The 24355-nt window shown below is 67.2% G+C and carries 17 protein-coding genes; 3 read left to right on the top strand and 14 right to left on the bottom strand.

Going from position 1 to position 24355, the window contains the following annotated elements:
* Positions 1-26: 26 nt before the first annotated feature.
* The 14 genes from ACSVDD_RS03250 to ACSVDD_RS03315 form a co-directional block, all read right to left on the bottom strand.
* On the bottom strand, positions 27-1220 hold the full coding sequence (locus tag ACSVDD_RS03250; RefSeq protein WP_448187851.1) for a glycosyltransferase family 4 protein: 1194 nt from the start codon (positions 1218-1220) through the stop codon (positions 27-29).
* Positions 1217-2524 carry a lipopolysaccharide biosynthesis protein gene (locus ACSVDD_RS03255; RefSeq protein ID WP_448187852.1) on the bottom strand — a complete coding sequence of 436 codons (1308 nt, stop codon included), beginning with the start codon at positions 2522-2524 and terminating at the stop codon, positions 1217-1219. The genes ACSVDD_RS03250 and ACSVDD_RS03255 overlap by 4 nt, the downstream gene beginning before the upstream one ends.
* A gap of 30 nt (positions 2525-2554) precedes the next feature.
* On the bottom strand, positions 2555-3979 hold the full coding sequence (locus ACSVDD_RS03260; protein ID WP_448187853.1) for a mannose-1-phosphate guanylyltransferase/mannose-6-phosphate isomerase: 1425 nt from the start codon (positions 3977-3979) through the stop codon (positions 2555-2557).
* A gap of 290 nt (positions 3980-4269) precedes the next feature.
* Positions 4270-6138 carry a hypothetical protein gene (locus ACSVDD_RS03265; RefSeq protein WP_448187854.1) on the bottom strand — a complete coding sequence of 623 codons (1869 nt, stop codon included), beginning with the start codon at positions 6136-6138 and terminating at the stop codon, positions 4270-4272.
* Between the two features lie 448 nt (positions 6139-6586).
* A complete protein-coding gene (locus ACSVDD_RS03270; protein ID WP_448187855.1) occupies positions 6587-8170 on the bottom strand; it encodes a GMC oxidoreductase in 1584 nt (527 codons plus the stop codon).
* Between the two features lie 6 nt (positions 8171-8176).
* Positions 8177-8551 (bottom strand): hypothetical protein, encoded by a 375-nt coding sequence (locus tag ACSVDD_RS03275; RefSeq protein WP_448187856.1) that lies wholly within the window; start codon positions 8549-8551, stop codon positions 8177-8179.
* 271 nt (positions 8552-8822) lie between these two features.
* Positions 8823-9029: a hypothetical protein gene (locus tag ACSVDD_RS03280; protein ID WP_448187857.1), complete on the bottom strand. Its 207-nt coding sequence runs from the start codon at positions 9027-9029 to the stop codon at positions 8823-8825.
* Positions 9030-9329: 300 nt separating this feature from the next.
* Positions 9330-10721, bottom strand: a complete 1392-nt coding sequence (locus ACSVDD_RS03285; protein ID WP_448187858.1) for an O-antigen ligase family protein — start codon at positions 10719-10721, stop codon at positions 9330-9332.
* Positions 10722-10739: 18 nt separating this feature from the next.
* Positions 10740-12992, bottom strand: a complete 2253-nt coding sequence (locus tag ACSVDD_RS03290) for a GumC family protein (protein WP_448187859.1) — start codon at positions 12990-12992, stop codon at positions 10740-10742.
* A 25-nt stretch (positions 12993-13017) separates the two neighbouring features.
* Positions 13018-14028, bottom strand: a complete 1011-nt coding sequence (locus ACSVDD_RS03295; RefSeq protein ID WP_448187860.1) for an NAD-dependent epimerase/dehydratase family protein — start codon at positions 14026-14028, stop codon at positions 13018-13020.
* Positions 14029-14074: 46 nt separating this feature from the next.
* Positions 14075-14905, bottom strand: coding sequence for a WecB/TagA/CpsF family glycosyltransferase (locus ACSVDD_RS03300; protein WP_448187861.1), 831 nt, complete (start codon positions 14903-14905; stop codon positions 14075-14077).
* Between the two features lie 422 nt (positions 14906-15327).
* Positions 15328-17130 (bottom strand): carbohydrate-binding domain-containing protein, encoded by a 1803-nt coding sequence (locus tag ACSVDD_RS03305; protein WP_448187862.1) that lies wholly within the window; start codon positions 17128-17130, stop codon positions 15328-15330.
* A gap of 505 nt (positions 17131-17635) precedes the next feature.
* Positions 17636-18850: a DUF2336 domain-containing protein gene (locus tag ACSVDD_RS03310; protein ID WP_448187863.1), complete on the bottom strand. Its 1215-nt coding sequence runs from the start codon at positions 18848-18850 to the stop codon at positions 17636-17638.
* The gene (locus ACSVDD_RS03315) at positions 18847-19404 is read right to left on the bottom strand and encodes a MarR family winged helix-turn-helix transcriptional regulator (protein ID WP_448187864.1); all 558 of its coding nucleotides are present in this window, start codon (positions 19402-19404) and stop codon (positions 18847-18849) included. Before ACSVDD_RS03315 ends, ACSVDD_RS03310 begins: the two co-directional genes overlap by 4 nt.
* Positions 19405-19956: 552 nt before the next feature.
* Here ACSVDD_RS03315 and ACSVDD_RS03320 point away from each other — a divergent pair.
* From ACSVDD_RS03320 to ACSVDD_RS03330, 3 genes are all read left to right on the top strand, one after another.
* Positions 19957-21687 carry a type I secretion system permease/ATPase gene (locus ACSVDD_RS03320; RefSeq protein ID WP_448187865.1) on the top strand — a complete coding sequence of 577 codons (1731 nt, stop codon included), beginning with the start codon at positions 19957-19959 and terminating at the stop codon, positions 21685-21687.
* Entirely contained in the window at positions 21684-23012 is a 1329-nt protein-coding gene (locus ACSVDD_RS03325; protein ID WP_448187866.1) for an HlyD family type I secretion periplasmic adaptor subunit, read from the top strand. Before ACSVDD_RS03320 ends, ACSVDD_RS03325 begins: the two co-directional genes overlap by 4 nt.
* Before the next feature lie 374 nt (positions 23013-23386).
* Positions 23387-24340, top strand: coding sequence for a calcium-binding protein (locus tag ACSVDD_RS03330; protein WP_448187867.1), 954 nt, complete (start codon positions 23387-23389; stop codon positions 24338-24340).
* Positions 24341-24355: the final 15 nt, after the last annotated feature.

Consider the following 24355-nt stretch of genomic DNA (forward strand, 5'->3'; position numbering starts at 1 on the left):
GTCACTTGGCCGTTCGTCTCTTGGCCTCAGGTCACGTTCGCGTAGTGCTGCCGGTCGCGCACGCCCGGAACGCACTGGAGCGCCGCCAGATAGGCATCGGCGACGCGTTGCGGGGTATAGCGCCCAGCCATCTCCCGGCTTTTCGCCCCGTGCTGCCGCACCGCCTCCGGGTCGCGGAGGTAGACCTCCATCAAGGACGCCAACTGCTCGTGGTCGGCTGGGTTGAAGGCGAAGCCGTTCTGTCCCTCCAGCACCAGATCGACCGTCGAGCCGGAATCCCGCGACAGCAGGATCGGCATGGCCATGAACATGGCTTCCGGCGCGACGAGTGGCCAGTTGTCCTGGAAGGTCGGCAGGACGAACACGTCGGCCTCCGCATAGCTGCGCCACACCTCGCTCGCCAGCACGGCGCCAAGGAAGGTGACGTGCGACGCGATGCCCAGTTCCTGCGTCAACTGCTCCAGCGCGCCACGCTCCGGCCCGTCGCCGAGGATGTGGATTTCAAACGGCAGCGCATCGCCGACTCGGCGGCGCAACGCCGCCGCCGCCCGCACCAGCGTCGCCACGCCCTTCAGCTTGACCAGTCGCCCGACCAGCAGGAAACGCAGCGGCGCCCCAGCCGGACGTTCGCGAGCGGTGTTGCGGGCGAGGTGCGGCGGCGGCAGCTCCGGCCCCATGCCGCCCTCGACGACCAGTTCCGGATCGACACCGAGGTTCTCCACCAGGTAACGCCGCGACAGCGTGCCGTTGGTGACGAAGGCGGTGGCGCGCTGCGCAATCCAGCGCCGCAGGGCGAGGCGCCACGCGGTCACCGTCCGCTCGGTGTGGGCCGTCCCTTCCCAGAACAGGATGGTCGGGTAGCCGGCCATCAGCGCCGTCATCGTCCAGGTGCTGAAGTTGTTGCTGATCACCGCCTTGGGATTTACCCGCAGCAGCGCCGGCAGCAACCCCGGCGTCAGCGTCACGCCGAACGGCGTCTCCAGCGCGTCGTCGTGGCGCCGCGAGATGTCGATGCGCCGGCTGTTCAGCAGCAACCGGGGGAAATGCCCGGCATGGACGGCGATCTGCGAATTGGGGTCGCGCTGCTGGCGCTCCGCGATGAGGAGGAAATCGTCGCCAAGGCGGTTGTGCAGCTCGTCGAACAGCGGAACGCGGTACGCCCCGAAGATCGGCGAGGAAGGGAACAGGTAAGCCGTCGTGTTGGCGTTCCGAGTCGTCATGGACCGCACCTCTTCGTCAGGGATGTGTGGGAGACGCGCGTGAAGAACAAAAAGCCCATGGCCACCGCCAGCGCCGCCATGGACACCGGCAGCCCGATGGCGGCGCCGTTCAGCCCCATGATGAGGACGAGCGGCAGGCCGACCACGATGGCGACCACCGCCGAGAACAGGTGCGCCTTGAATTCCAGGTCCGGCCGCATTCCGGCCCGCAGTCCGCTGGCGAGCACGACCGCCACCGCCAGCAGCGGTGCGAAACCGCCGAGCGTGACCAGCAGGTGCGATTGCGCCCGGTACTCCGGCCCCAGCACCAGCGCCGTCAGCGGCTCGTGCCACAGCGCCAGGGCGGCCCAGTAAGCCAGCGAACCGGCCGAGAAGGCGGCCACCGCCGCGATCATCTCGCGCGTGGCATCCGGCGTGCTGCCGAGGCGGACGAGGCGCGGCACCATCAGCATGGCCAGCGGCTGGGCCACGGTCATCACTGGCCGCAGAAACAGCATCAGCGCGGCCAGGATTCCGGTGGCCTCCAGCCCGTGCATGGCGGGCAGCACGAAGAAGTACAGATTGCCGGGTATCCACGACGCGATGGTCGAGGCGATGACCCAGCGCCCGTAGTCCCAATGGTCGCGGGCGATGCCGCCGACCGGCAGCTGCTCCGGCCGGCCTCGCAGCGCCACCCCCTGCCGGCGCAGCAGCCCCACCCCGACCACCAGGCCGACGGCGCCCATCAGCAGATAGGCGGAGAACGGCGAGAGGTGACCGATCCGGTCCAGCGAGAACACCCCGCCGAGCGCCGCCGCAAGATACAGCGCGCCGCCGATCGCAGCCGGCCGCGGGGCGCTCTTGAGGTAGTGGACGCGCCGCGCCAGTGCCAGCAACAGGATGCCCGGCGCCGCGATCCCGCCCCCCAGGAAGGCGTGCGACAGCGTCTGCGGCCCGAACAGGAACGCGCCCGCCCCCGCCAGGACGAGAACGCCCCCCAGCACGGCCGATACCGCCCAATGCCCCTGCGTGATCGCCCCGAGGTACCCGGCCCCGGCATCGCGGTACTTGGCCGAGCCGAAGACCAGCATCGGTTCCAGCAGCAACGAGTTGTGCAGGCCGCCCAGCAGCAGCAGCCACGACATGGTCACCGCGAAGGCGCCGTACTCCTGCGGCTCAAGCCAGCGGATCAGCGCGAGGTTGATGATGAAGTTGGCCGCCGCCGACAGGGTCTGGTCGGCGACCCCCCAGGCGGCGGGCGCCAGCACCCGCTGCGCGTTCTTAAGCCGCGGGACGAGGCGCACGGCCTGTGAGCCGGTCGTCATCGGGTTGCCCATCCTTGCCCGGCCTCGCCGTCACGACCGCCCGTAGGTGTCTTCGAAGCGCACGATGTCGTCCTCGCCCAGATAGGCCCCCGACTGCACCTCGATCAGGTTGAGCGGCACCTTGCCGGGGTTCGCCAGCCGGTGCACCGCGCCCAATTGGATGTAGAGGGACTCGTTCTCGCGCAGCAGCAGCTCCTCGGAATCGCGGGTCACCAGGGCGGTACCGTTCACCACCACCCAATGCTCCGCGCGGTGGTAGTGCTTCTGCAGCGAGAGCAGCCCGCCCGGCCGTACGGTGATGCACTTGACCTGGAAGCGCTCGCCCATTTGCAGCGTCCGGTAATGGCCCCATGGGCGGTACACGCAGGTGTGGCTGGTTGCCTCGGCGCGGCGGGCCTGCACCAGCCGGTTGCGCAGCTCCTTGACCTCCTGCGCTCGGTCCTTGGCGGCGATCAGCACCGCGTCGTCGGTCACCACCACCACCACGTCGTCCAGCCCGAGCACCGTGGTCAGCTTCCCCTCGCTGTGCACGACGCAGCCGTGGCTGTCCTGCATCAACACGTCGCCCTGGCAGACGTTGCCGTCGCCGTCCTTTTCCAGATGGCTCCACAGCGCCGACCAGGAGCCGAGGTCCGACCACTCGAAATGGGCGGGGACGACGGCGGCGCGTTGCGTGCGCTCCATCACCGCCACGTCGATGGACAGGGCCGGCGCCTGGGCGAACGCCTCGGCATCGACGGTCACCACGCCATCGGCGGCCTTGCCGCCGGCCAGCGCGGCGCGCACGGCCGATAGGATGTCGGGCTGGAGCCGCTCCAGCTCCTCCACATAGGTTCTGGCCGGCAGCAGGAACATGCCGCTGTTCCACAGGTACCGGCCATCGGCGGCCATGCGCTCGGCGGTCGGCCGGTCGGGCTTCTCCACGAAGGCGGCGATGGTCGACACCTCGCTGGTGATCGGCTCGCCGGTCAGGATGTAGCCGAAGCCGGTCTCCGGCCGCGTCGGCGGCATGCCGAAGGTGGTGAGCAGCCCGCGCTCCGCCGCTTGCGCGGCGATGCCCACGGCGTCGAGGAACGCGTTCTGCCCGCGCACCACGTGGTCGGTCGGCAGCACCAGCAGCAGCGCGTTCGGCGCCATCTCCAAGGCCCGCAGCGCCGCCAGCGCGATCGCCGGGGCGGTGTTGCGCCCGGCCGGTTCGAGAATGATCTCACTGGCGGGAACGCCGGCGTCGCGAAGCTGCTCCTCCAGGAGGAAGCGGTGCTCCTGGTTGCAGACGACCATCGGGGCGGTGAAGCGGCCGGGATCGGTGACCCGCAGCGCCGTTTCCTGCACCATGCTCCGCTCGGAGGTCAGCGGCAGGAACTGTTTCGGATACAGGTCCCGCGAGAGGGGCCAGAGGCGCGAACCGGCGCCGCCCGACAACAGCACAGGGACGATTCTGCCGCGATGGACCATGGGATTCCCCTTCCAGTCTCAGCTTCGGACATGGTGCGAGTGGAGGCGCCGACGTGGCGACGGGCTCGGGAACAATGTTCTGGTGAAGCATCCATAATGAAAACGGCAAAACCATTAATTGCGAAGCACGGCCGTCAGCAGACCGCAAGACTACTCAAGCAATGTGCTTGGTTGAGCATTGTCCGTAAATTCGCAATAGGATGGATGCGTTGCGATGCAGCAGACACAGCCGTACCCATTGCGGCGGCCTTCCAGCCGCCGCCCACCGCCATTGTTGGTACGAGCAAGCCTCAGTCGGCCAGGACGCGGTACATCATATACTGCCGGGACAGCGGCGCCGGCAGCGGCGCCGGGCGGAGCCACACCGGCGTCCGGCCGATCCACATCCACGCGAGGATGCCGCGCGGCTGCTTGCCGATCAGGCTCTCGATGCCGGCGCCGGAGGCGCGGCAGAGCAGGACGTGGGTCACCTTGCGGCGCCGAACGACGTCCCGCGCCTCGGCGTCGCTGCCGATGAAGAACCGCGCCGTGTCCAGAATGGCGTCCGCGGCGCGGTGGTACGGGCCGGCCACCACCAACGCGCCGGTGCGGTAGGCGATCTCCGGCCCGTCGAAGATGCTGGTCATCACGGTGGCGTCCACACCGCGCAGGAACGGCGCCACGTCGGCGTAGTTGCACGGGCGCGGGGCGCCCAGCCCGACGGACCCGCCGACGAAGGCCAGGAGGATGACCGCGGCCACCACCCAGTACCCGACCGCCGAGGCCGCGAAGGCCGCCGCCCCCGCCGCCCGCCGCGCCCAACCGCGCGCGCCCCGGCACCAGAGCGCCAGCGCGGCCAGCCCCTCGATCCAGGGGATGGTGCAGACCACCTCCAGCATCGCCACCTCGCGGACGGCGAGCAGGCTGGAGGCGAGGTACACCGCCAGAAACAGCGCCAGCGTCGCGTGCCGGCGCCCCGCCTCGCCGCCCGAGCGCCGCCACAGGACGATGCCGGTGTAGATGGCCGCCGGAAAGAACGGCCCCCAGTCCAGCACGAAGGCCAGCCGCTCGCCCCAGGTGGCGACGCTCAGCGGCAAGTCGGCCTGGACCGCCCCGGTCAGCAGCCGCTTCACCAGCGGGTCCACCGTGTCGTACGGGTGCACGAGCATGCCCGGAAAGGCCGCGAACGCGAACAGGGCCACCGCTATGGCCGACGCAACCAGCGCGCCGACCCGCCGGGCGGGCGTCGCCAGCAGGCCGCGCGCGGCGGCCAGGTCCACCAGCAGCACCGCACCCAGCGCCGCCCCGGCGAGCGCCGTGTGGAAGGCGGAAATCCGGTCGATCTCCAGGTCCCAAACACCCCACGGCCCGCGCTCCACCAGAAGCGCCACCGGCAACAGCGCCGCCAGCACCGCGGCGTAGCGCACCAGCGCCCGAGGGCGTTGCGGGCCGTTCAGCACCCACCCAAGGCCGAGCGCCGCACCGGCGGTGGCGGCGAACAGCACGCCCTCGACGGAGGTCCACAGCGCCAGGGCGACGGCCAGCGCCGCCAGCATCGGCGGGGCGCGCCGCTCCGGCTCGGCCGCGTGACGCAGCAGCGCCGCCAGGGTCGCCAGCAGCAGCAGCACCAGAAGCCCGTGGTGGTCGGCCATGCCAGCGGAGAATCCGGCACCGACGCTGGCCTGCACGCTCAGCAGCAGGACCGCGCCGACGAACCAGCGGTCGCCAAGGAACGGCCGAGTGGCGGCGGACAGCATCGGCACGCACAGCAGGTTGAGCAGCGGGCTCACCAGCACCGCCGTCCACAGCAGGGCGTCGTGGTAGGGCAGGACAAAGCTGCCGATCCCGGCCCCGGCCAGCAGCAGCAGGTCCACCGGGTGCGTCCAGTGCAAGGACTGCCCGAAGGGCGCGTTCAGCCGGTTCAGCAGTGGGTCGAACCAGCCGCCGGTGGCGTGCAGTTGCTCGACCCGCAACACACGGGCGTAGCTGTCGGCGTCGTAGAGCTGGGTCCAGGTGCCGTCCGCCGCCAGCGGGCTGATACCCAGCCGCACCAGGGCCACCTGGGACGCGGCGACGATCAGCAGGCCCAGCGCCAGCGCGCCCGGCCCGTGCAGGATGGACCGCCACCCCGCTCCCGCGGCGGCATCGGTGTTGACGGACGGCGCCCCGGTCCAGGCCATGGCTGTGCTCGCGAAAGGAACCCGCCGGACCATAGCAAGGATCACGCCACGCAGATAAGGCGCTGAACGCTTAGCGTTCAGCGGGGCACAGGGTCGGCAACCGGGAAAAATTCCCGAACGCGAGAATTGGAGGGCTTTCCCGTTCGCCGTGAAACGCCGTGTTGCATTCGCGACCGTCAGCGTTGCATCCACGCGTCGGCGACCGCTCACAGGTATTGTTGCAAATCAAAGACTTGGCCGAGCCCAACGGTGGCGGATGCAACGCTATGAAACGCTATGAAACGCGATTCCAGGGAGTGTTGCATCCGTCCGGCAATATCAGATGAGACGGAGTGAGACGCTATGAGACGCATTTTTGCCAAACGTCTCGTCCGCTCGGCATCATGCGGACGCGCCTAGCCAACGAGGAATTTCATCCTATTGTAAATCACTGGCAAGGGCAAGGCACCTAAATGCTCGCCTTCAATCGGTCCGCCAGGCGGAGGCTCAGGGCCAGCAGGGTGAGGGTGGGGTTGATGTAGCCGCCGGTCGGGAACACCGACGACCCGGCCACGTACAGATTGTTCACGTTGTGAACCTTGCAGTCGGTGTCCACCACGCCTTTGCGCTCGTCCACCGCCATCCGCGTCGTGCCCATGTGGTGGTAGTGGCCGGCGAGCTCCTTGCTCCAGGTGCCGGGCGCCTGCTCCAGCCAGTCCTCGAGCCGGAACAGACCGACGCCGACGCGGGCGATCTCCGTTCCCACGACCTTGGCATGCTCGATCAGAGTGCGCCGGTCGAGTTCGGTCAGGCGCCAGTCCAGGGCGGTGCGGCGCATGCCAAGCGCATCGCGCTCGTCGGCGAGCACCACGCGGCTGTCAGGATTTGGCGCCTGCTCCGTCTGGCTGAGAAGGTAGATGCGCTTCAGGTCCTCCAGCTTGGGCAGGACCTGCAGACCGAGCAGGCGCCGACGGTAGGTGTTGTAGGCCACCATATCCACGTCGCGGATGATGGTCAGCAGGCCACGGCCGAGGTCGTCCGGCATCTGGCCCTTGCGCGCCGACCGGGCAAAGCTCTTGAGCGTCGCGACGGCGCTGCGCGACGATTCTTCGAGCCCCAGCATCAGGCAACTGTTGAGCAGCCCCTTGCGGACCTGCACCTCCTCGGACAGTTGGAGGAACGGCACGTAGCCGTGTTCGCCAACCCAGGTGGAGCCGAGCATGGCGAGGAGTTGGTAGGGGTTCTCGGTGAGCACCGTGCCGACCGGCGCCTCGATGTGCTCCATGAAATAGCGCCCAACCAGATCGTGCCGGTTGCCCAGCCCGTTCGGTTCCACGGTATCGGAACTCAACAGGAGGCGGGCGTTCTCGATGCCGCCGCAGGCCAGCACGAAGGTCCGCGCCTTCACCGTAGCCTTGCGCCCGGTAAGACTGCTGACCGCGACGTGCTCGACGTTGGAAGCCGCTTCGTCGGTCTGGATATTGGTGGCGTTGGCGAACAGCAGCACGCGGATGTTCTGGGCGTTGCGCAGCGATTGCTCGTACTTGTGGCCGAAATTCGTGGGGCCGGCGAACTGGACAAAGCTGGTGGTCAGGTGCGCCGGGTCAAACTTCAACGGCTCGATCTTGAGCTGGCGCCAGATCTCCTCGTCGGGCAGGTCCGGCACCAGACCGCACATCGGGCGGGCGCGCGTGATGTAGGGGGCAAGCTCCTCGGCGCCGATCGGCCAGCCGCTGTCGGGCACCCAGTCGCGCACGCGGAAGTCGATGGGATCCAGTTCACCGCACCAGTTCTGCCAATGGTTGGTGTTGCCCCCGAGCAGGCGCAGCCGCACCGTTTCCAGGGGGTAATAAGGCAGCCCGACGTTCGGACCAGCCGTGAGGTCCTGGGTCTCGGCGTCGAGATCCAGGCCGCCGGACTCGATCACGATGACCGACTTCGACGCCCCCGCGAACTCCAGGGCCATGACGATACCGGCCGGGCCGCCGCCGATGATGCAGATGTCGGCGTCGAGCGTAGGCCCGTTGTCGAGGCCGCGGAGATCAATGAACATGGCGGCCTATCCCAGCGAAAGTGCGGAGCAGGTGCGCGCGAGCGCACGCGGAACCACCCAGCCGTCGAGCACCACCATCTCCGCCCTGTCGAGATCCACCTGGACGCTCCCGGCGACCAGATGCCGGACCTGGTCGTTGCAGACCCGCCCGGCGGCGTTCAACGCGTCCAGCCATTGCCGGGACGGGTCGATCTCTTCGGGGTGGAGGTCGAGCCAGCGGCTGCCGATGCGGCGCATCTCGGCGGCGCTGCCGAAGACGGCGCAGACGGCCGGCCCGGCGGGCAACTCAGCGGCGAGCGCCGGCGATGGTCCGGTAACGGCCCCCAGCACCGGCAGCGTGGCGGCGAGCTCGAGGATGTGTCGGCGCTGAATCGACGGCATCGGCAAAGTCTCCGGGTATCGAACGACGTGAAGGACTCATCCTCTCGCCTGCAGCAAAGGCGAACCAATAGACCGCAGCCACATTCACGACGGGGATCAGGATCAGAAGCGATGCCCACCCCGGCAGACGGGCTCTCCGGCACAAGCGCCAGCAGGCCGGCATCGGCAGCAGGACCGCCAGTGCGAGTGCGGCCAGCATGAGCATCTGAAAGATTTGAAAGGACATGACCCCGCCATCCGTGCTGGAGGGAAAAGGAAGCACTCACGTTCGTCAGTCAATGTCCGGCTGCCGCAGGATCACCAGGACTGCCAGGAAGCCGGCGTAAGGAACCAGCAGCAGCAAGGAAAGCAGGGGATTGCGGCCGGTCGCCCGCAGCAAACGCCAAGCCGCTGCGATGACCAACGGCGCCATGACGGCCCAACTCAGCAGAATGACGAACAGTGTCGAGATCAGTGTCGATACGACCATGTCGAGCAACCCCCCATCATTGCTCAAGCTGGACATCGCTCCACAGATTATTGAATGAACACGCCACCCGTGTCATGAAATAAAACGGACTACGACCAACACTTATGAATACTTATATTATGTGGTATTCGGAATAACAAACACCTACGCACGCATCGCACAAGCAAACTCAACTCTCAAACATTAGGCAGCACTGTAGATTCAGCTGAACTTTTGCGAAGCCCAACACTCCTCATTCAATACTCTTTATAAGACCATCGATTTGGGCTTTGCCTACGGCTCAACCCAATCCACACCCCCTCGTCGCCTTCAACCTCCACGATGCGGCAGCGCCGGTCGGCCGCCCCACCGGACGGCCGGAGCGCGAGGTTCCGCCCTCTGCACCGGCCGGACACGCACAGCGCTTGTCGCGAACGCCACCCCCATGATCATCAGCCAAGCCCCGTTGAGCCGGCCGCCGAAGGCCGGAAAGCTCATGTTGTTCACCAGGACGAACAGGACGAACGGGATCGCCAGCGCGCGGGCGTCCGCGTCCTGCCCGACGATCTGGAAGAACAGCGCCACGGTGAAGAACACCAGCACGCCGATCCCCAGGAACCCGGCGGCGAGCCACGCGGAGAGGAAGCCGTTGTGGCTGTGCGCCGCCGACCAGCCGACGGCCCGCTGGCTGATGATCTCGGGAATCATCCGCTCCATCGCCAGGAATCCGGTCCCGAACGGCTTGTCCTTGGACACCTCCCACAATGCCTCCCAGAGCGGCAGCCGGCCGGTCATCGAGCCGATCTGGTCGGCGTCCTTGCCCGCGGCACCACCGATCGCCGCCACCAGATGCGGCTCGGCGTGCGCCGCCAGATAGGCAATCGACACGCCGGCCCCGACAATCCCGCAGATCATGACGGCAGTCGCCATCGGCGTCGCCCGCGGCATCAGCACGAGCACGAACAGCGCCGGCAGCGCAAGGACGACCGACAGATACGTCGTGAAGGAATGGAACAGCAGCAGCGACACCAGCGCGAAGACCGTCAGCGCCTTGGCCGTCAGGTCGCGGCGGGTGAGCAGGCGGTGCAGGGCGATCAGCAGCAGCGCGCCGGCCATCAAGGCGCTGCCGTTGCTGTAGAAGGCGCCCACCACCGCCCCGCGCGCGACGACGCCGGTCTCCGGTCCCGTTCCCTGGACGATGGGGGGCAGCAGACCGCCGATGACGGCCCACAGCGCCAGCCGCTCCAGCGTGTCGCGCCAAGCCCCGGTGGCGAAGAGATGGGCGGTGATGACCCAGTAGATGCCAAGTTCGAGCGACTTGTAGAGCGTCAGGTCGCGCCACACCGACCACAGGGTGCTGAGACTGTAAAGCGCGACCAGCGCGACGATCCAGAACCCCGCACCCTGGACGAGCCGCATGAACGGCATCCGCTGGGAGAACACCAGCCACGCCGCCCAGAGCCCCGATACGGCGGTGATGGCCACCTCGATCCGATTGCTGTCCGACATGCCGCTGTTCACGAGTTCGAGCACGTCCTCGCGCGGCTCATAGAAGAAGGTCTTCCAGGTGAAGTAGACGATCACCACCGCCCAGCTCACCACACGCCCCGATGTCGCCAGCGGCGGGCCCGACACGCCGCGCAGCCGCGTCCACCAGACTATCCAAAGCCCGGCCAGCAGCAGGACGATGGCGGTGGCGATCAGGGGATCGACGGTCGGCATGACGGCGACGCCCTCCGGTCAGCTCGAATAATAGTGGCGCAGCTTCGACTTGTAGTTCCCGTACTGCGCGACGCCGTAGGCGGCCTGCTGGTTCATGTCCACCTTCGACAGGATGATGGCGTCGATGCTCTCGCCGGAGTTTTCCAGTTGCTTGAGCGCCGTCTTCACCACGGCCTGCGAGGTGCTGCCCCACTGCACGACGAACAGCCGGGTGTCCGCCACGTCGAGGAAGTATTGCGGATCGGAGACCGCCAGGATCGGCGAGGTGTCGATGACGATCAGGTCGTAATGCGGCTCCAGCCCGGCGAACAGGGCCTGCACCGCCGGGACGTTCAGGGCGCTCTGCTTGCTCGGCTTGAAGTGGCCGGCCGGCAGCACGTGGGCGCCCGACACCGGGTCGGCCTGCACGGCCTCGTCGAAGGCGGCTTCGCCGTTCAGGATCTCCATCAGGCCGGGCTCGCTCTTCAGCTTGAGCAGCCGGCCGATGGAGTGGCGGCGCAGGTCGCCGTCGATGATCAGCGTGCGGAAGCCGCACAGGCTGGCGACGCGGCCCAGCGCCACGGCGGACGTGGTCTTGCCCTCCCCCGCCAGCGACGAGGTCACCAGCAGCTTCATGGCGCCCGGTCCGCCCACCCGGTTGCGGCAGGTGGAGACCAGGAGTTGCTTGACCGATTCCGCGTACAGGCCGGTGGGATTGCTGACGACGCCCTGTTCCGGCGAGGGGCCGCGGCGCTGGCGGACGAAAGGCAGGGCGGCGGCGACGGGGATGCCCGTCACGTCCTCGACCTGCTCCAGCGTGCGGAAGCTGGTGTCGCGGTGTTCGATGATGGTGGCGAGGGCGAACCCGACGACCAGCGACGACACTGTCGCCAGCCCAAGCACCATCGGCACCTTCGGGTAGGACGGCTCCTGCGGCGCATCGGCCTTGGAGATGATCTGCACGTCGGGCTTTTCCAGCGTGTCCTGCAAGCGCAACCCGTTGAGACGGCTCATGTACGTCTCCAGCACGGTGCGGTCGGAGGTCACCTCGCGCTCCAGCGACTTGATGACCAGATCCGCCTGACCGGTCGCCGACACGTCCTTGGTGAGGGTCTCGAACTCCTGGCGCAGGGCCTGTTCGCGCTGGCGGGCGACGGACAGTTCGCTCGCCAGCGAGGTCTCGATCTTGCGCAGCTCGCCGCGGATGAAGCGCTGCACCTCGGCCAGTTCGAACTGCACGGCGACGACCTGGGGGTTCTTCTCCCCGCGGTTGGTGGAGACCTGGGCCAAGCGGGCGCGGGCCTCCGCCTCGCGCGCCCGCAGGCCGCCGATCACCGGCGAGGCGCTCACGTCGATGGCCGAGGAGAGGTCGCCGCCGCCGCGCAGCGCCTGGGAGATGACCCGCTGCTTGGTCTCCAGGGTTTCCGCCTGGGAGCGCACGCGGAACAGCTCGGCGTTGACGTCCGACACCCGCTCGGACATGAGGGACGAGGTGCGGCCCTGCATCATGCCGGCCTGCTCGCGGATCTGCTCCATCTTCTTCTCGGCCGCGCCGATCTTCTGTTGCAGCTTCTCGATGCCGCCCGCCAGTTCGACGCTGGCGGCCTCGGTCATCGACGATTTGCTCTGCAAGGTGAAGGCCTGATATGTCTCGGCAAGCGCGTTCACCGTGCGCGCGCCGAGGTCCGCGTCCCGCGTCTCCAGCGCGATCTCGATGGCGTAGGAGCGGTTCAGGCTGGAAACCTGCAACTTTTCATGGAGGACATCCGTCGGGTTGACCGCTTGCGCGTTCCGCTTGGGAAGGATTTCGCCGAGCCACTCGCCGAGGCTGCCGAGCCGCGGGAACAGGCGGTCCGTCAGGAAATCCCGCACGTTCGCCTTCAGGCCCGACAGCAGCGACGGTTGCAGGGTCGGGTTGAAATCGGGATAAGCCGCGAGGTTGAGGCGTTCCGTCACCGGCACCAGAAGGGCAGCGGAGCGGATCACCTCCATCTGGCTACGCACCTCGTCCTGCTCCACCGGCAGCCGCGTCAGGCGCTCGCGGGCCTCGCCGACCACGCTTTCGGGCGTGGTCGGCTTGATGAGCACGACGGTCGAGGCGGTGTAGCGGGGCTCCACCATGGCCAGGAACGTCACCGCCGCCGCCAGGAACAGCCCCAGCGTTCCCAGCAGCAGCATCTTGTGCCGCAGAACCGGCGCGAACAGATCCGCCACGGTCAACGGGCGCAGGGCGGCACGCTCGCCGCCGGTGTCGGTGTTGATCGTGGTGGTGGTTAGGCTTCGTCCGGTCATGGTGCTTCCTCGCCCGTGAATGCGATCAGATGGCCCGCGCGAGCAAGGGCTTGCCGGCGGCGCCGGTCATTTCGTCGTGTATCCAGCGGTAGGTCCGCTCCATACCGTCCCGCAGGCGGATGCAGGGCGCCCAGCCGGTGCGCTCCAGGATCAGCGTGTTGTCGCTGTTGCGGCCGCGCACGCCCTTGGGCGCGTCGAGCTTGTAGTTGCGCTTGAGGCGGATGCCGGCGATGTCCTCGACGATGTCGACCAACTGGTTGATGGTCACCAGCTCGTCGCTGCCGAGGTTCAGCGGCTCGACCACATCGCTGCGCATGATCAGCCCGGTGCCGAACACGCAGTCGGCGATGTACATGAAGCTGCGGCTCTGCTCGCCGTCGCCCCAGATCTCGATGCTGTGGTCGCCGGACTCCTTCGCCTGGATCACCTTGCGGCAGATCGCGGCCGGCGCCTTCTCGCGGCCGCCGTCGTAGGTGCCGTGCGGGCCGTAGACGTTGTGGTAGCGCGCGATCCGCGTCGCCAGCCCGTAATCCTCGCGGAAGTGGCGGCACATGCGTTCGCTGAACAGCTTCTCCCAGCCGTAGCCATCCTCCGGCATGGCCGGATAGGCGTCCTCCTCGCGCAACGGCACCACGGCGGCGTCGGTCTGCTTCTCGGCGGCGTAGACGCAGGCGGACGAGCTGAAGAAGTACCGGTCCACGCCGGCCTCGCGCGCCGCCATCAGCATGTGCGTGTTGATGAGCACCGACAGCATGCACTCGGCCTTGTGGGTCTCGATGAAGCCCATCCCGCCCATGTCGGCGGCAAGGTTGAAGACGTAGGCCGCACCGGCGCAGGCTTCGAAGCAGGCCTCGCGCTGCGACAGGTCGCGGCGCAGGTTCTGCGCCTCGGGGAAGGCTTGGTACCACTGCTCCACCGGCTTCACGTCGACGGCGCGCACCCGTCTGAACCCGTGATGGAGAAGGTCCGCGACCAGATGCCCGCCGATGAAACCGCCGGCGCCGGTCACCACGACCAGATTGTCCTTGTCCATCATCCGCCTGCTCCTTGTTAGGGCTTTTGTGCGTTGGCCGGATCGCCGCTCAGTACTTCCTCAGGCCGAGGATCTGCGAGGCGATCGCGACGACGAAACGTGGGTTGTTCGTGAGGTAGCGCCGCCACAACCGGCGCGGCTCGCACACCAGACGGAACAGCCATTCCATACCCGCGCGCTGAAGGACCGCGGGGGCCTGCGGCTTGAGCCCGGCGTGAAAGTCGAAGGCGGCGCCGACACCGATCAACATCGGCGCGTCGAGAAGATCACGGTTGCGCGCCATCCAGAATTCCTGTTTGGGCGTGCTCAGCCCAACCCAGACGATGTCGGCGCCGCTGGCGTTGATGGCCGCTGCGGCGGACACGGTCTCGGCGTCGGTGAGGTTGCGAAAGGGCGGCGCGTGGCTGCCGACGATCCGAGCGTCGGGAAAGCGCTTCAGCAGGCTGGCGCGCAGCCGGGCCAGCGTGTCCTCCGAAGCGCCGTACAGAAAGTGCCGGAAGCCGCGGCTCTCACCGTGCGCGAAGACCGACAGCATTAGGTCGGGGCCGTAGACGCGGTCCGCGTCACGGTGCCCGGCGAGCTTCAGCAGCCACGCGAGCGGCATGCCGTCCGGCGTGACCAGAGCGGCGGCGTTGTGGATCGCACGGCAGCGGGGATCGCGCTGCGATTCCATGACGCCGTGCACGCCGGTGACGGTGACGTAACCGCGCCGCCGGGTCTGCACCGCTTCGGCGATGGCCTCGGTGGCGGTGCGCAGGTTCAGGGCATCGACCCGCACGCCGAGGACGTTGATTCCCGCCCGCGGAGGTTGCTGCGCCGCGTCCGGCACTTGGTCCAGCGCTTGGCGCACGCTGAAATTCTGGGTCAAATTCAGCCCCATGCCGGCTCCCTTGCTTGAACAGGTTTGTGTGCCACGTATCAGCCAGGAGTTGGCCGGCCACGGATCAGCGGTGTCGACTTGCGTCCCTCTCGAAGGGACGGCGGCATCCCTCCCTGAACAGCGCCGCCGCTCTTCCCGGACCTTTGCTCCCACCTCAGCTGTGTCACGGCCGGTCGGATGCCGTGACCTTGGATTGATAGTGCGAGAGCCGCCCCGGCCGGTAAATTCGCAATGCGAAGGATCGTCTTCGGGCGGATACCGGCGGTCGCCGTACGGATTCCGGGCGAAGCGAGCGGGTGCATCGGACGTCCGCATACCTCCAAGTACGGACCCAGGCGTGGGTAGCCGGAACGGAAAAGGGCCGGCAGCGCTGGCTGCCGGCCCCGTTCCGTGCGGGTCGCCCCTCGGATTAAACCACCCGGTTAGTGCCCCGCGTTGTAGTTCTGGATCGTCATGTCGGTGTGGATGTCCGGCGTGTGCGCCATGTCGTGCAGCGTGAAGGCGCTCGGATCGATCACCGGATGGTCGGCCGCCGCCGCTCCCGACGCCGGGGCGTCGGTCGACTGCGGGTTGAGGTGCAGCCACGTCTCCAGCGAGGTGTCGGCCTGCGCCGCCGCCGCGGCCGCGGCCTTCGCGGCCGGGAAGTAGGACTTGTCGGCGTTGACCACCAGCGTGCCGTTCCACCACAGGCTCGACTGGCCGGCGACCACGTCCTTGCCGTCGAGCGCACCCTTGTCGTAGGTCACGATCGACGCGGTCGGCGCTACGGCCTGGCCGTTGATGGTGATCTTGTTGACGAACAGGTTGCGGTCCGCGCCATTGATGTTGGCGTCGTTGTCGAACTGCACCTGCACCTTGTGCGCGGCATCCGTCGTCATCGTCGGGTTGAAGACGAAGTCCTTGGCCGTGGTGTCGGTGGTGCCCTCGCCCACCTTCTTGCCGTCGATCAGCAGGTTGAAGTGGGCGTTGACGCCGCCCGCCGGGCTGCCCGAGGCGTTCACCACGATGCCCGAGGCGGTGGTGGTCGGCGTGGTCGGCGTGGTGGTGGTCGCCGCCGGGTAGTAGCTGGACGGGGTGCTGGCGACCAGCGTGCCGTTCCAGTACATCATGGACTGGCCGGGCAGCACGTCCACGCCGTCCAGCGCGCCACGGTCGTAAACCACCGTCGAGCTGGTGGGCAGCACCGCGTTGCCGTTGATCGTCATCTTGTTGACGATCAGGTTGCGATCCTCGGTGGTGGTGTTGGCGTTGTTGTCGAATTGCACCTCAACCTTGTGCGCGGTGCTGGCCGCGACGCCGGCGGTGAAGGAATAGTCCTTGGCGGTGGTGCCGGCCGTGGCCTCGCCGATCTTCACACCGTCGATCAGCACGTTGAAGTGCGCGTTGACTCCGGCCGCCGGGGTGCCCGAGGCGTTGACCACGACGGTCGCGTTACCCGTCGTGGGAGTCGGGGTGGGCGTCGGGGTCGGCGCCGGAGCCGTGGCGGTGTCGGTCGGCTTGGTGTCGTACACCCGGACGTAGTCGATGTTGTACTGCTGGGTGGAGCCGTCCGGCAGGCCGATCCAGCTGTTGCTGCTGCCGGCCGCCTGGTTCAGCAGCATGTACATCGGCTTGTGCATGTCGGACGGCGTCGCCACCGAGTAGACCGCCTTGTTGTCGAAGTACCACGTGATCTTGTCCGACTGCCAGTCCACACCGTACGTGTGATAACCCTGTGACAGATCCGGCAAATTTTGGGTGAATTGCTGCGACATTTTGTAAGTGCCGCCGGCATTGGAATGCAAAGTTGTCACGTACTCATTCGGCAGACGCGACGAGAACTCCATGATGTCGAGCTCGGGCGGCGAGATCTTGTCGGCGGGCATCAGCCAGAACGCCGGCCAGAACCCCTTCCCGCCCGACAAGTCGGCGCGCATCTCGTAATAGCCGTAGGTGTGCTCGAAGGTCCCCATGCTGGAGATCACACCGGTGGTGTAGGACTGGCCGGTGGGCAGCGCCTTGGTCGTCGGGGCGGACGTGATGGTCAGGACACCGTTGTTCACGCTGAAGGGATTGACCGCTCCAGCCGGGCCCGTCGTTCCAGCATTCTCCGTGTCGACGTAGTAACCCTTCTCACCATTGATTACCGAGTTCGGTCCCCAGTGGTAAGCCGTATGCCAAGCGTCGGTCTTGCTGTAGGCATCGAACGAGTTGAACTCGTCATCAAAGAGCATCTGGCTAGCCATGTCTTTTCTCCGCGCTTTTCCTAAGACGCCATGCGTCGTGTGATGACGTGATTTTAGCGCGTATTGGTTAAATGACTCTGAATCAGCGATTTCGACTCTCTGCGAGTCTGTGACACGAACGTGATCTACAGGAGTCAGACTCGTAATAAAGAATGACAGCAGAGGGACCAAGGCCATCGAACACAGCACAACACGTCTATTACTGCGCTTCATCTTGCCATACCCCCGCGAAAGCCAGCCCGACAAATGTCATTGCCGCCGCCGAATTGGGAAAGTGCAGGCCGGATTTTTGGTTTGGTCAACGTCGCAAAAAGACGGATCGCGAGGACTGGCCGATCTGATTAGCGGCCCGTTTCCTCGCGGTGCGAAAGTCCTTTTGCCGTCCTGGCCGGGCTTGACCCGGCCATCCACGCGCGGCACTTGGCAACGCCCCCGTGGACGCCCGTGTCAAGCACGGGCATGACGAATTGGGGAGCGTTCAGCATTCTTAGGTTGGGTTGAGCCCTTAAGAAGCGCTAACCGGCAGCACGCGTTCGCCCGAGGCGGGGCGGCGGGTGGGTGGGACCGGAAGCGACAGGCCGGCGCGCGCCATGGCGCGGTCCACCACCTCGGCCGGCGCCTGATCGACAAGCTGGAGCAGCAAATCGTCCATCTCGCGCTCGTCGATTTCCGCGCACTCGGTGAAGACCTCGGCGATGACCTCCGCCTGATACGCGGCCCGCCCTTCGTCGCCGCCGTTGTAACCCATCTCGCGGGCCACGGCGATGGCGATGCGGACCGGCGCCTGGAGGACGCTGGGCAGACGCGCCTTGCGGAACAGCGCCTCCAGGCCGAGCGGGCCGTCGTCCCACGCCAGCAGACGAACGCTGTCCATCGCGATGCCGGCGCGCACGGACACACCGGCGATGAACAGCTTGAACTCCCCGGCGCACACCGCGCGGCACAGCAGCGATGCGGTCAGCCGGTGGTTCACCTCCAAGTGGCGGGCCACCAGCTCGACATCGGCGATTTCGTGGACCATGGGCTGGAGCAGCAGCATGGTCGCCGACTCCCGTCCCCGCTCGACCAGCCGTGCCGCGAGGTGCGGCGACAGCTTGTGCGTCTTCACCAGCGACGCGCGGATCTCCTCGGACACGAAGGCGATCAGCCGCTCGACCAGCGCCATGGACAGCTCGGGCCGGGCGGCCACGGCGTCGGTCACCGCGCGGATTTGGCCGAAACGGTCCACCGCCTTGTGCAGCGCCGGTTCGGGCAGCGCCGCACCAGCGTTGCGCAGCAGGCGGGTGACGACCACCACGTTGCCGACCTCGACAATGGCGTTCGCCACCGTGGCAGACACGGTGCGGCGGCCGGCGATGGCCAGCTGTTTGCCGTCATCGCTCTCGGCGACCATCTGCAACAGGAATTCGTCGCCCAGCGCCTGGGCATGGCGCAGCACGGGAAACGCCACCGACCCGACATCGCGGGCCAAACGCTCGGCCAGGGATTCGGTCAGCAGCGTGCTGTTGTGGATCTGCCAGGCGACCGCCTCGCGCACGGTGGCTTCGGCGTCGGCGGCGAAGCGGTGCAGGATGTCGGTCGCCAGAGTGCGCTCGACCGGGCTCAGCGCCCCGGCCTCCAGATCGTGCACCAGCTTGGTCATGGTGACGATGCGGGTGTCGGTGGTCGGCGCGGCCGACAGGTTCGCGACGTCGTCGGAGGTCAGGGCGTGTGCGCTCACGGGAGGTCCCCGTTCCCCCAGTCGAGGCTGCCGACGTCGTAGCGGATCAGGTCGCACCACGCGCGCTCCAGCCGGCGCAGCGTGCGGTAGGTGGCCTCGAATTCCTGGGCGTCGGCTTCGCTGCGGATCATCGCCTCGCTGCGCACGGCCTCCAGCCGGCGCAGCTCGTCGCACATCCGCAGCCCTTGCGGCGACAGCTTGAGGCGCGCCGTGCGGCGGTCGCGGGCACAAGCGGCGCGGTCCACATAGCCGGCCTCGACCAGATGCTTCAGGTTGTAGGATGCGTTGGAGCCGAGATAGTTGCCGCGCTCCAGCAGGTCGCGGACCGACAACTCTTCATTGCCGATGTGCATGAGCATGAGCACCTGAACGGCGCTGAGGTCATCCACCCCGATGCGCGCCAGCTCGATGCGCACCACGTCCTGGAAGCGGCGGTTCATGCTTTCGATGATGCGGGCCAGATCGTAACAGACGCCCTTCCCCACGAAGCGCCCCGGACGGGCGGTTTCGGCTGGCAGTGGTTCGACGGCGGCGGTGGCTGTGGCGGCGTTCATCGGTGGCTCCTGGTGCTGCTCCGGCGGCATGAAAAATCGTGTCGTACCAATGTGTTTGCCGGCTTTTTCCGCCATCTCGCGCAGGCGTCGGAGATGGCGTGCAGCAAGATTTGCCGGATAATCGCTTCAAATTGTTGGGACATTTTTCAGCCCTGCGGTGACCGGGACATCGAGTGGATGAAGCGTGCGAGCCGAGTCAAGTCGATCCGGCCAATCGCAGTATTTGCGAAAGCAACTATGTCATCAGAGAGAAATCTGTCCAGCAAAATAAAGCAACAACACGCCAACCTACTTTTACGTCAAAACGCGACGACCAAACAAAACGGGTTGTTTTCGATTCAGAAATATCTATGCACTTCATAATGCTCCGCACAATTCAGCAACACTGATATTTCGAACTCCGAAACAACAAACAAACAGTTTGCGCCTCATATCCAAATGATTGCAAACAATTTGCGTCATACCATTTTCCGTTGACCTTTCGCGCGACCGGCGCCTACCGTCGCCGTCCTGGATTGTCCATCGGCGACACCCGAAAGGTTCCGCACGGCCATGACGATCGCCCCGACTTCTCGCGTGCCGGCCGAACTCCACGGCACCTTGCGGCAGATCGGCCACGGGCTGCTGTTCACCGCAGCCCTCAACTGCTTCGCCAACGCGCTCATGCTGATTGTGCCGCTGTTCACCATGCAGGTGTACGACCGCGTCATGAGCAGCCACAGCATCGACACGCTGGTCATGCTTCTGCTGATCGCCATGGCCGGCCTGATGCTGGCCGGCGTGCTCGATTACATCCGCGGCCGCACCTTCCAGGTCCTCGGCGGCATCGTGGCGCGCCGGCTGAACGCGCCGGCGTTGCAGGCCGCCGTCGTCGACGCGCTGGGCGGCGGGCGCAGCACCAGCCAGACCATCCGCGACCTTAACGAGCTGCGCACCTTCATCACCGGCTCGTCGATCACCGTGCCGCTGGACCTGATCTGGGTGCCGCTGTTCCTGGTGGTGCTGTTCCTGCTCCACCCGGCCTACGGCGCGCTGGCCTGCGCCGCCGCGGCGCTGCTGATGGTGCTCAGCGTCATCACCGACTTGGCTACCCGCCGCCCGCTGGCCGAGGCCAACGAGGCCGCCGCCCGCGCCTTTGCCGAGGTCGGCGCCACCGTCCGCCACGCCGAGGCGATCGAGGCCATGGGCATGCTGCCCGCGGTGTCGCGCCGCTGGCAGGAGCAGCAGGCCCGCACCAGCGAGCTGCTCGACCGCGGCTCGTCGCGCGCCCGCGCCATGACGGCGCTGACCCGCTCGCTGCGCATGATGCTGCAGATCGGGACGACGGCGGTGGGCGTGCTGCTGGTGCTCGACAACAACGCCTCACCGGGCAGCATGATGGCCGCGGGCATGCTGATGAGCCGCCTGCTGCAACCCTTCGAGCATCTGATCGACGGCTGGCGCCAGTGGGTGTTCGCGCTGTCCGCCTTCGGCCGGGTCCGTCAGGTGCTGACCACCGCCGCGTCGAAGCGCGAGACCATCCCCATGCCGCGGCCCGACGGCCGGCTGACGGTGGACCGATTGAGCTACGTGCCGCCGGGGCTCGACCGGGCGGTGCTGCGCAACGTGTCCTTCTCGCTGGAACCCGGCGAGGTGCTGGGCATCATCGGCCCGTCCGGCGCCGGCAAGTCGACGCTGGCCCGCCTGCTGGTCGGCGTGTGGGAGCCCAGTGCCGGCGGCATCTTCCTCGACGGCCACAGCACGTGGCTGTGGGAGCGCGAGAGCTTCGGCCGCCACGTCGGCTATGTGCCGCAGAGCGTGGCGCTGCTGGAGGGTTCGGTGCGCGAGAACATCGCCCGCATGCAGGAAGGCGACCCCGCCGCGGTGGTCGCGGCGGCGAAGCTGGCGGGCATTCACGAGATGATCGGCCGCCTGCCCTACGGCTACGACACGCCGCTGGGCGACACCACCGGGGGCCTGAGCGGCGGTCAGCGCCAGCGCGTGGCGCTCGCCCGCGCGCTGTACGGCGAGCCGCGCCTGCTGGTGCTCGACGAGCCGAACTCCAACCTCGACAACCTCGGTGAGGAGGCGCTGATGCAGGCCATCGCGCGCGCCAAGGCCGCCGGCACCACGGTCGTCATGATCACCCACCGGCCGTCCATCGTCTCGGAGGTGGACAAGCTGCTGGTGCTGAAGGACGGCATGGTCGAGCAGTTCGGCCCGCGCACCGAGATCATCAAGGCGGTCACCCCCGCCGCCGCCAAGCCCGTCGCCCGACTGGTGCGGGCCGGAGACACGCGATGAAGGCCGCCGCTTTGCCCGCGACCATCGACTCCGGCCTCGATCCCGCCCTGCGCAAGGTCATGCTGAGCGGGGCGCTGGCGGTGGGATTGGGCTTCGGCGGGTTCTTCGGCTGGGCCTGCTTCGCCGACCTCGACGCCGCCGCCATCGCCCCCGGCACCATCGTCGCCGACAGCCAGCGCAAGACCATCTCGCACCTGGAAGGCGGCATCCTGCGCGCCATGCTGGTTAAGGAAAGCGATGTGGTCCGCGTCGGCCAACCGCTGCTGAACCTCGACGACACGCAGGTGCAGGCGGTGATCGCGCAGATCCAGACCCAGCATTGGGCGGCGCAGGTCCGTCTGGCGCGGCTGCGCGCCGAGCAGGCCGAGGGCTCCGCGTTGGAGATCCCGGCCGAGGTGGTGGCCGCAGCGGCGGGGAACTCGGCCGCCGCCGACACCATCGCCAGCGAGCGCGGCCTGTTCACCGCCCGGCGCGAGCGCAACGAGGGGCTTCTGGCCGTTCAGCGCAAGCGCATCGCCCAACTGCGCGAGCAGATCGCCGCCATCGACGCCCAGAGCGCCGCCACGTCCGAGCGCCTGTCGCTCACCGACGACGAGCTGCGCATGGTCAAGTCACTGGTGGACAAGGGCTACGAGCGCCGGCCGCGGCTTCTGGAGATGCAGCGCCTCGTCTCGGATCTGAAGGGCCGAATCGGCGAGCTGAAAGCCAACCGCGCCCAGGCCGAGCAGGGCATCGCCGCCGCCGAGTTGGAGATCCTCGACGTCGCCAACACCCGCAGGTCGGAGATCGCCGACGATCTGCAAAGGACGCAGGCTGCGCTGGCCGACCTGTCGGAGCGATTGCGCAGCACCCGCGACGTGATGCGCCGCCTGACCGTCGCGGCACCGCAGGACGGCCGCGTCGTCGGCGTGCACTTCCTGACGCCGGGCAGCGCCATTCCCGCCGGAGCGCCGATCCTCGATCTGGTGCCGGAGCACGACGATCTGGTGGTCGAGGCCTCGGTCAGCCCATCGGACATCGACAGCGTGCGCGCCGGCCAGCAGGCGCGCGTCCGCCTCACCGCCTACAAGCAGCGCAAGGTGCCGCCGGTAGAGGGCGTGGTGATGTCGGTCTCACCCGACCAGCTGAAGGACCAGCGCACCGGCGCGCCCTATTTCATGGCCCGCGTGCGGCTGCTGCCGGCGGCGCTGGCAAAGCTCGACAGGGTCGAGCTGTATCCTGGCATGCCGGCGGAAGTGATGATCACCAGCGGCGCCCGCAAGGCCATCGACTATTTCATCTCCCCCATCACCGACAGCATGCGCCGCTCGCTGCGCGAGGAATAGCGCGTCGCCACCAAGGATACGCCGGCACGAAGGCGGGGAACTCAGGTTCCCCGCCTTTTGCTTTTTGTGCCCACACGCCGGACAGCGCGCCTTTTGAAATCGCCTTTTTATTGGCTCTTTCACAGTCCAAATCCGGTCACAAAAGCTTTGAAAACCGAAACATCCAACAACCAATCCAGAACAGATCCGCAAATAGCATGGGAACAACGCGGTTCTTTACTGGCTCATATAGCCTATACACATGAGACATTCAGTGGCCACGGGTCATACGTTACGATTCACCACTTGCGATTCTTCTACCACCAATGAAGAATGCGCCCCAGACGAACGGCGACACTCGCCTCCCCCCGGATAATCAATAAGGAAACCAACCAATGTCCACGATCCCTGGCGCCTCCTACGACACGACTGTCGGCACCGACCACAACGACCACATCAACGGTGGCAAGGGCGACGACCTGATCCTCGGCAAGGACGGGAACGACCACATCAACGGCCACGCGGGCAACGATCTGCTGTTCGGCGGCAGCGGCGACGATCATGTCGAGGGCGGCAAGGGCGACGACCTCATCACCGGCCTGACCGGCAACGATCACCTCGACGGCGGCACCGGCGACGACACGCTGGCCGGTGGTGCGGGCAACGACGCGCTCGACGGCGGCAAGGGCAACGACTTCCTGGTCGGTGGCGACGGCAACGATCACGCCGATGGCGGCAAGGGCGACGACAACATCCAGGGCAACGCCGGCAACGACAATCTCGAAGGCGGCAAGGGCGACGACTTCCTGTCCGGCGGCGACGGCCACGACACCCTCAACGGCAACGCCGGCGACGACACGCTCAGCGGCGGGGCGGGCGACGACAAGCTGGATGGCGGCAAGGGCGACGACTTCCTGGTCGGCGGCGACGGCAACGACCAGATCGACGGAGGCGACGGCAACGACAAGCTCCAGGGCAACGCCGGCAACGACAAGCTCGACGGCGGCAAGGGCGACGACTTCCTGTCCGGCGGCGACGGCAACGACACGCTGGAAGGCGGCAAGGGTGACGACACCATGACCGGCGGCGCAGGCCACGACACCTTCGTGTTCAGCGGCGGCGGCGGCCAGGACGTGGTGCTCGACTTCAAGGCCGGCGAGGATCTGTTGCAGATCTCCCGCAACATCAACGGCCTGCACATCCACTCGCCGGAGGATCTGGCCGGCCGCGTCAGCGACGTGCACGGCAACACCGTGATCGACTTGGGCCACGGAGACACCATCACGCTGGTGGGCGTCCACGCCGAAGACGTCCACCACAACCCGCACGCCTACTTCACCATCGACTGACGCACGGACGACCGA

The organism is Azospirillum terrae (genome assembly GCF_053470425.1).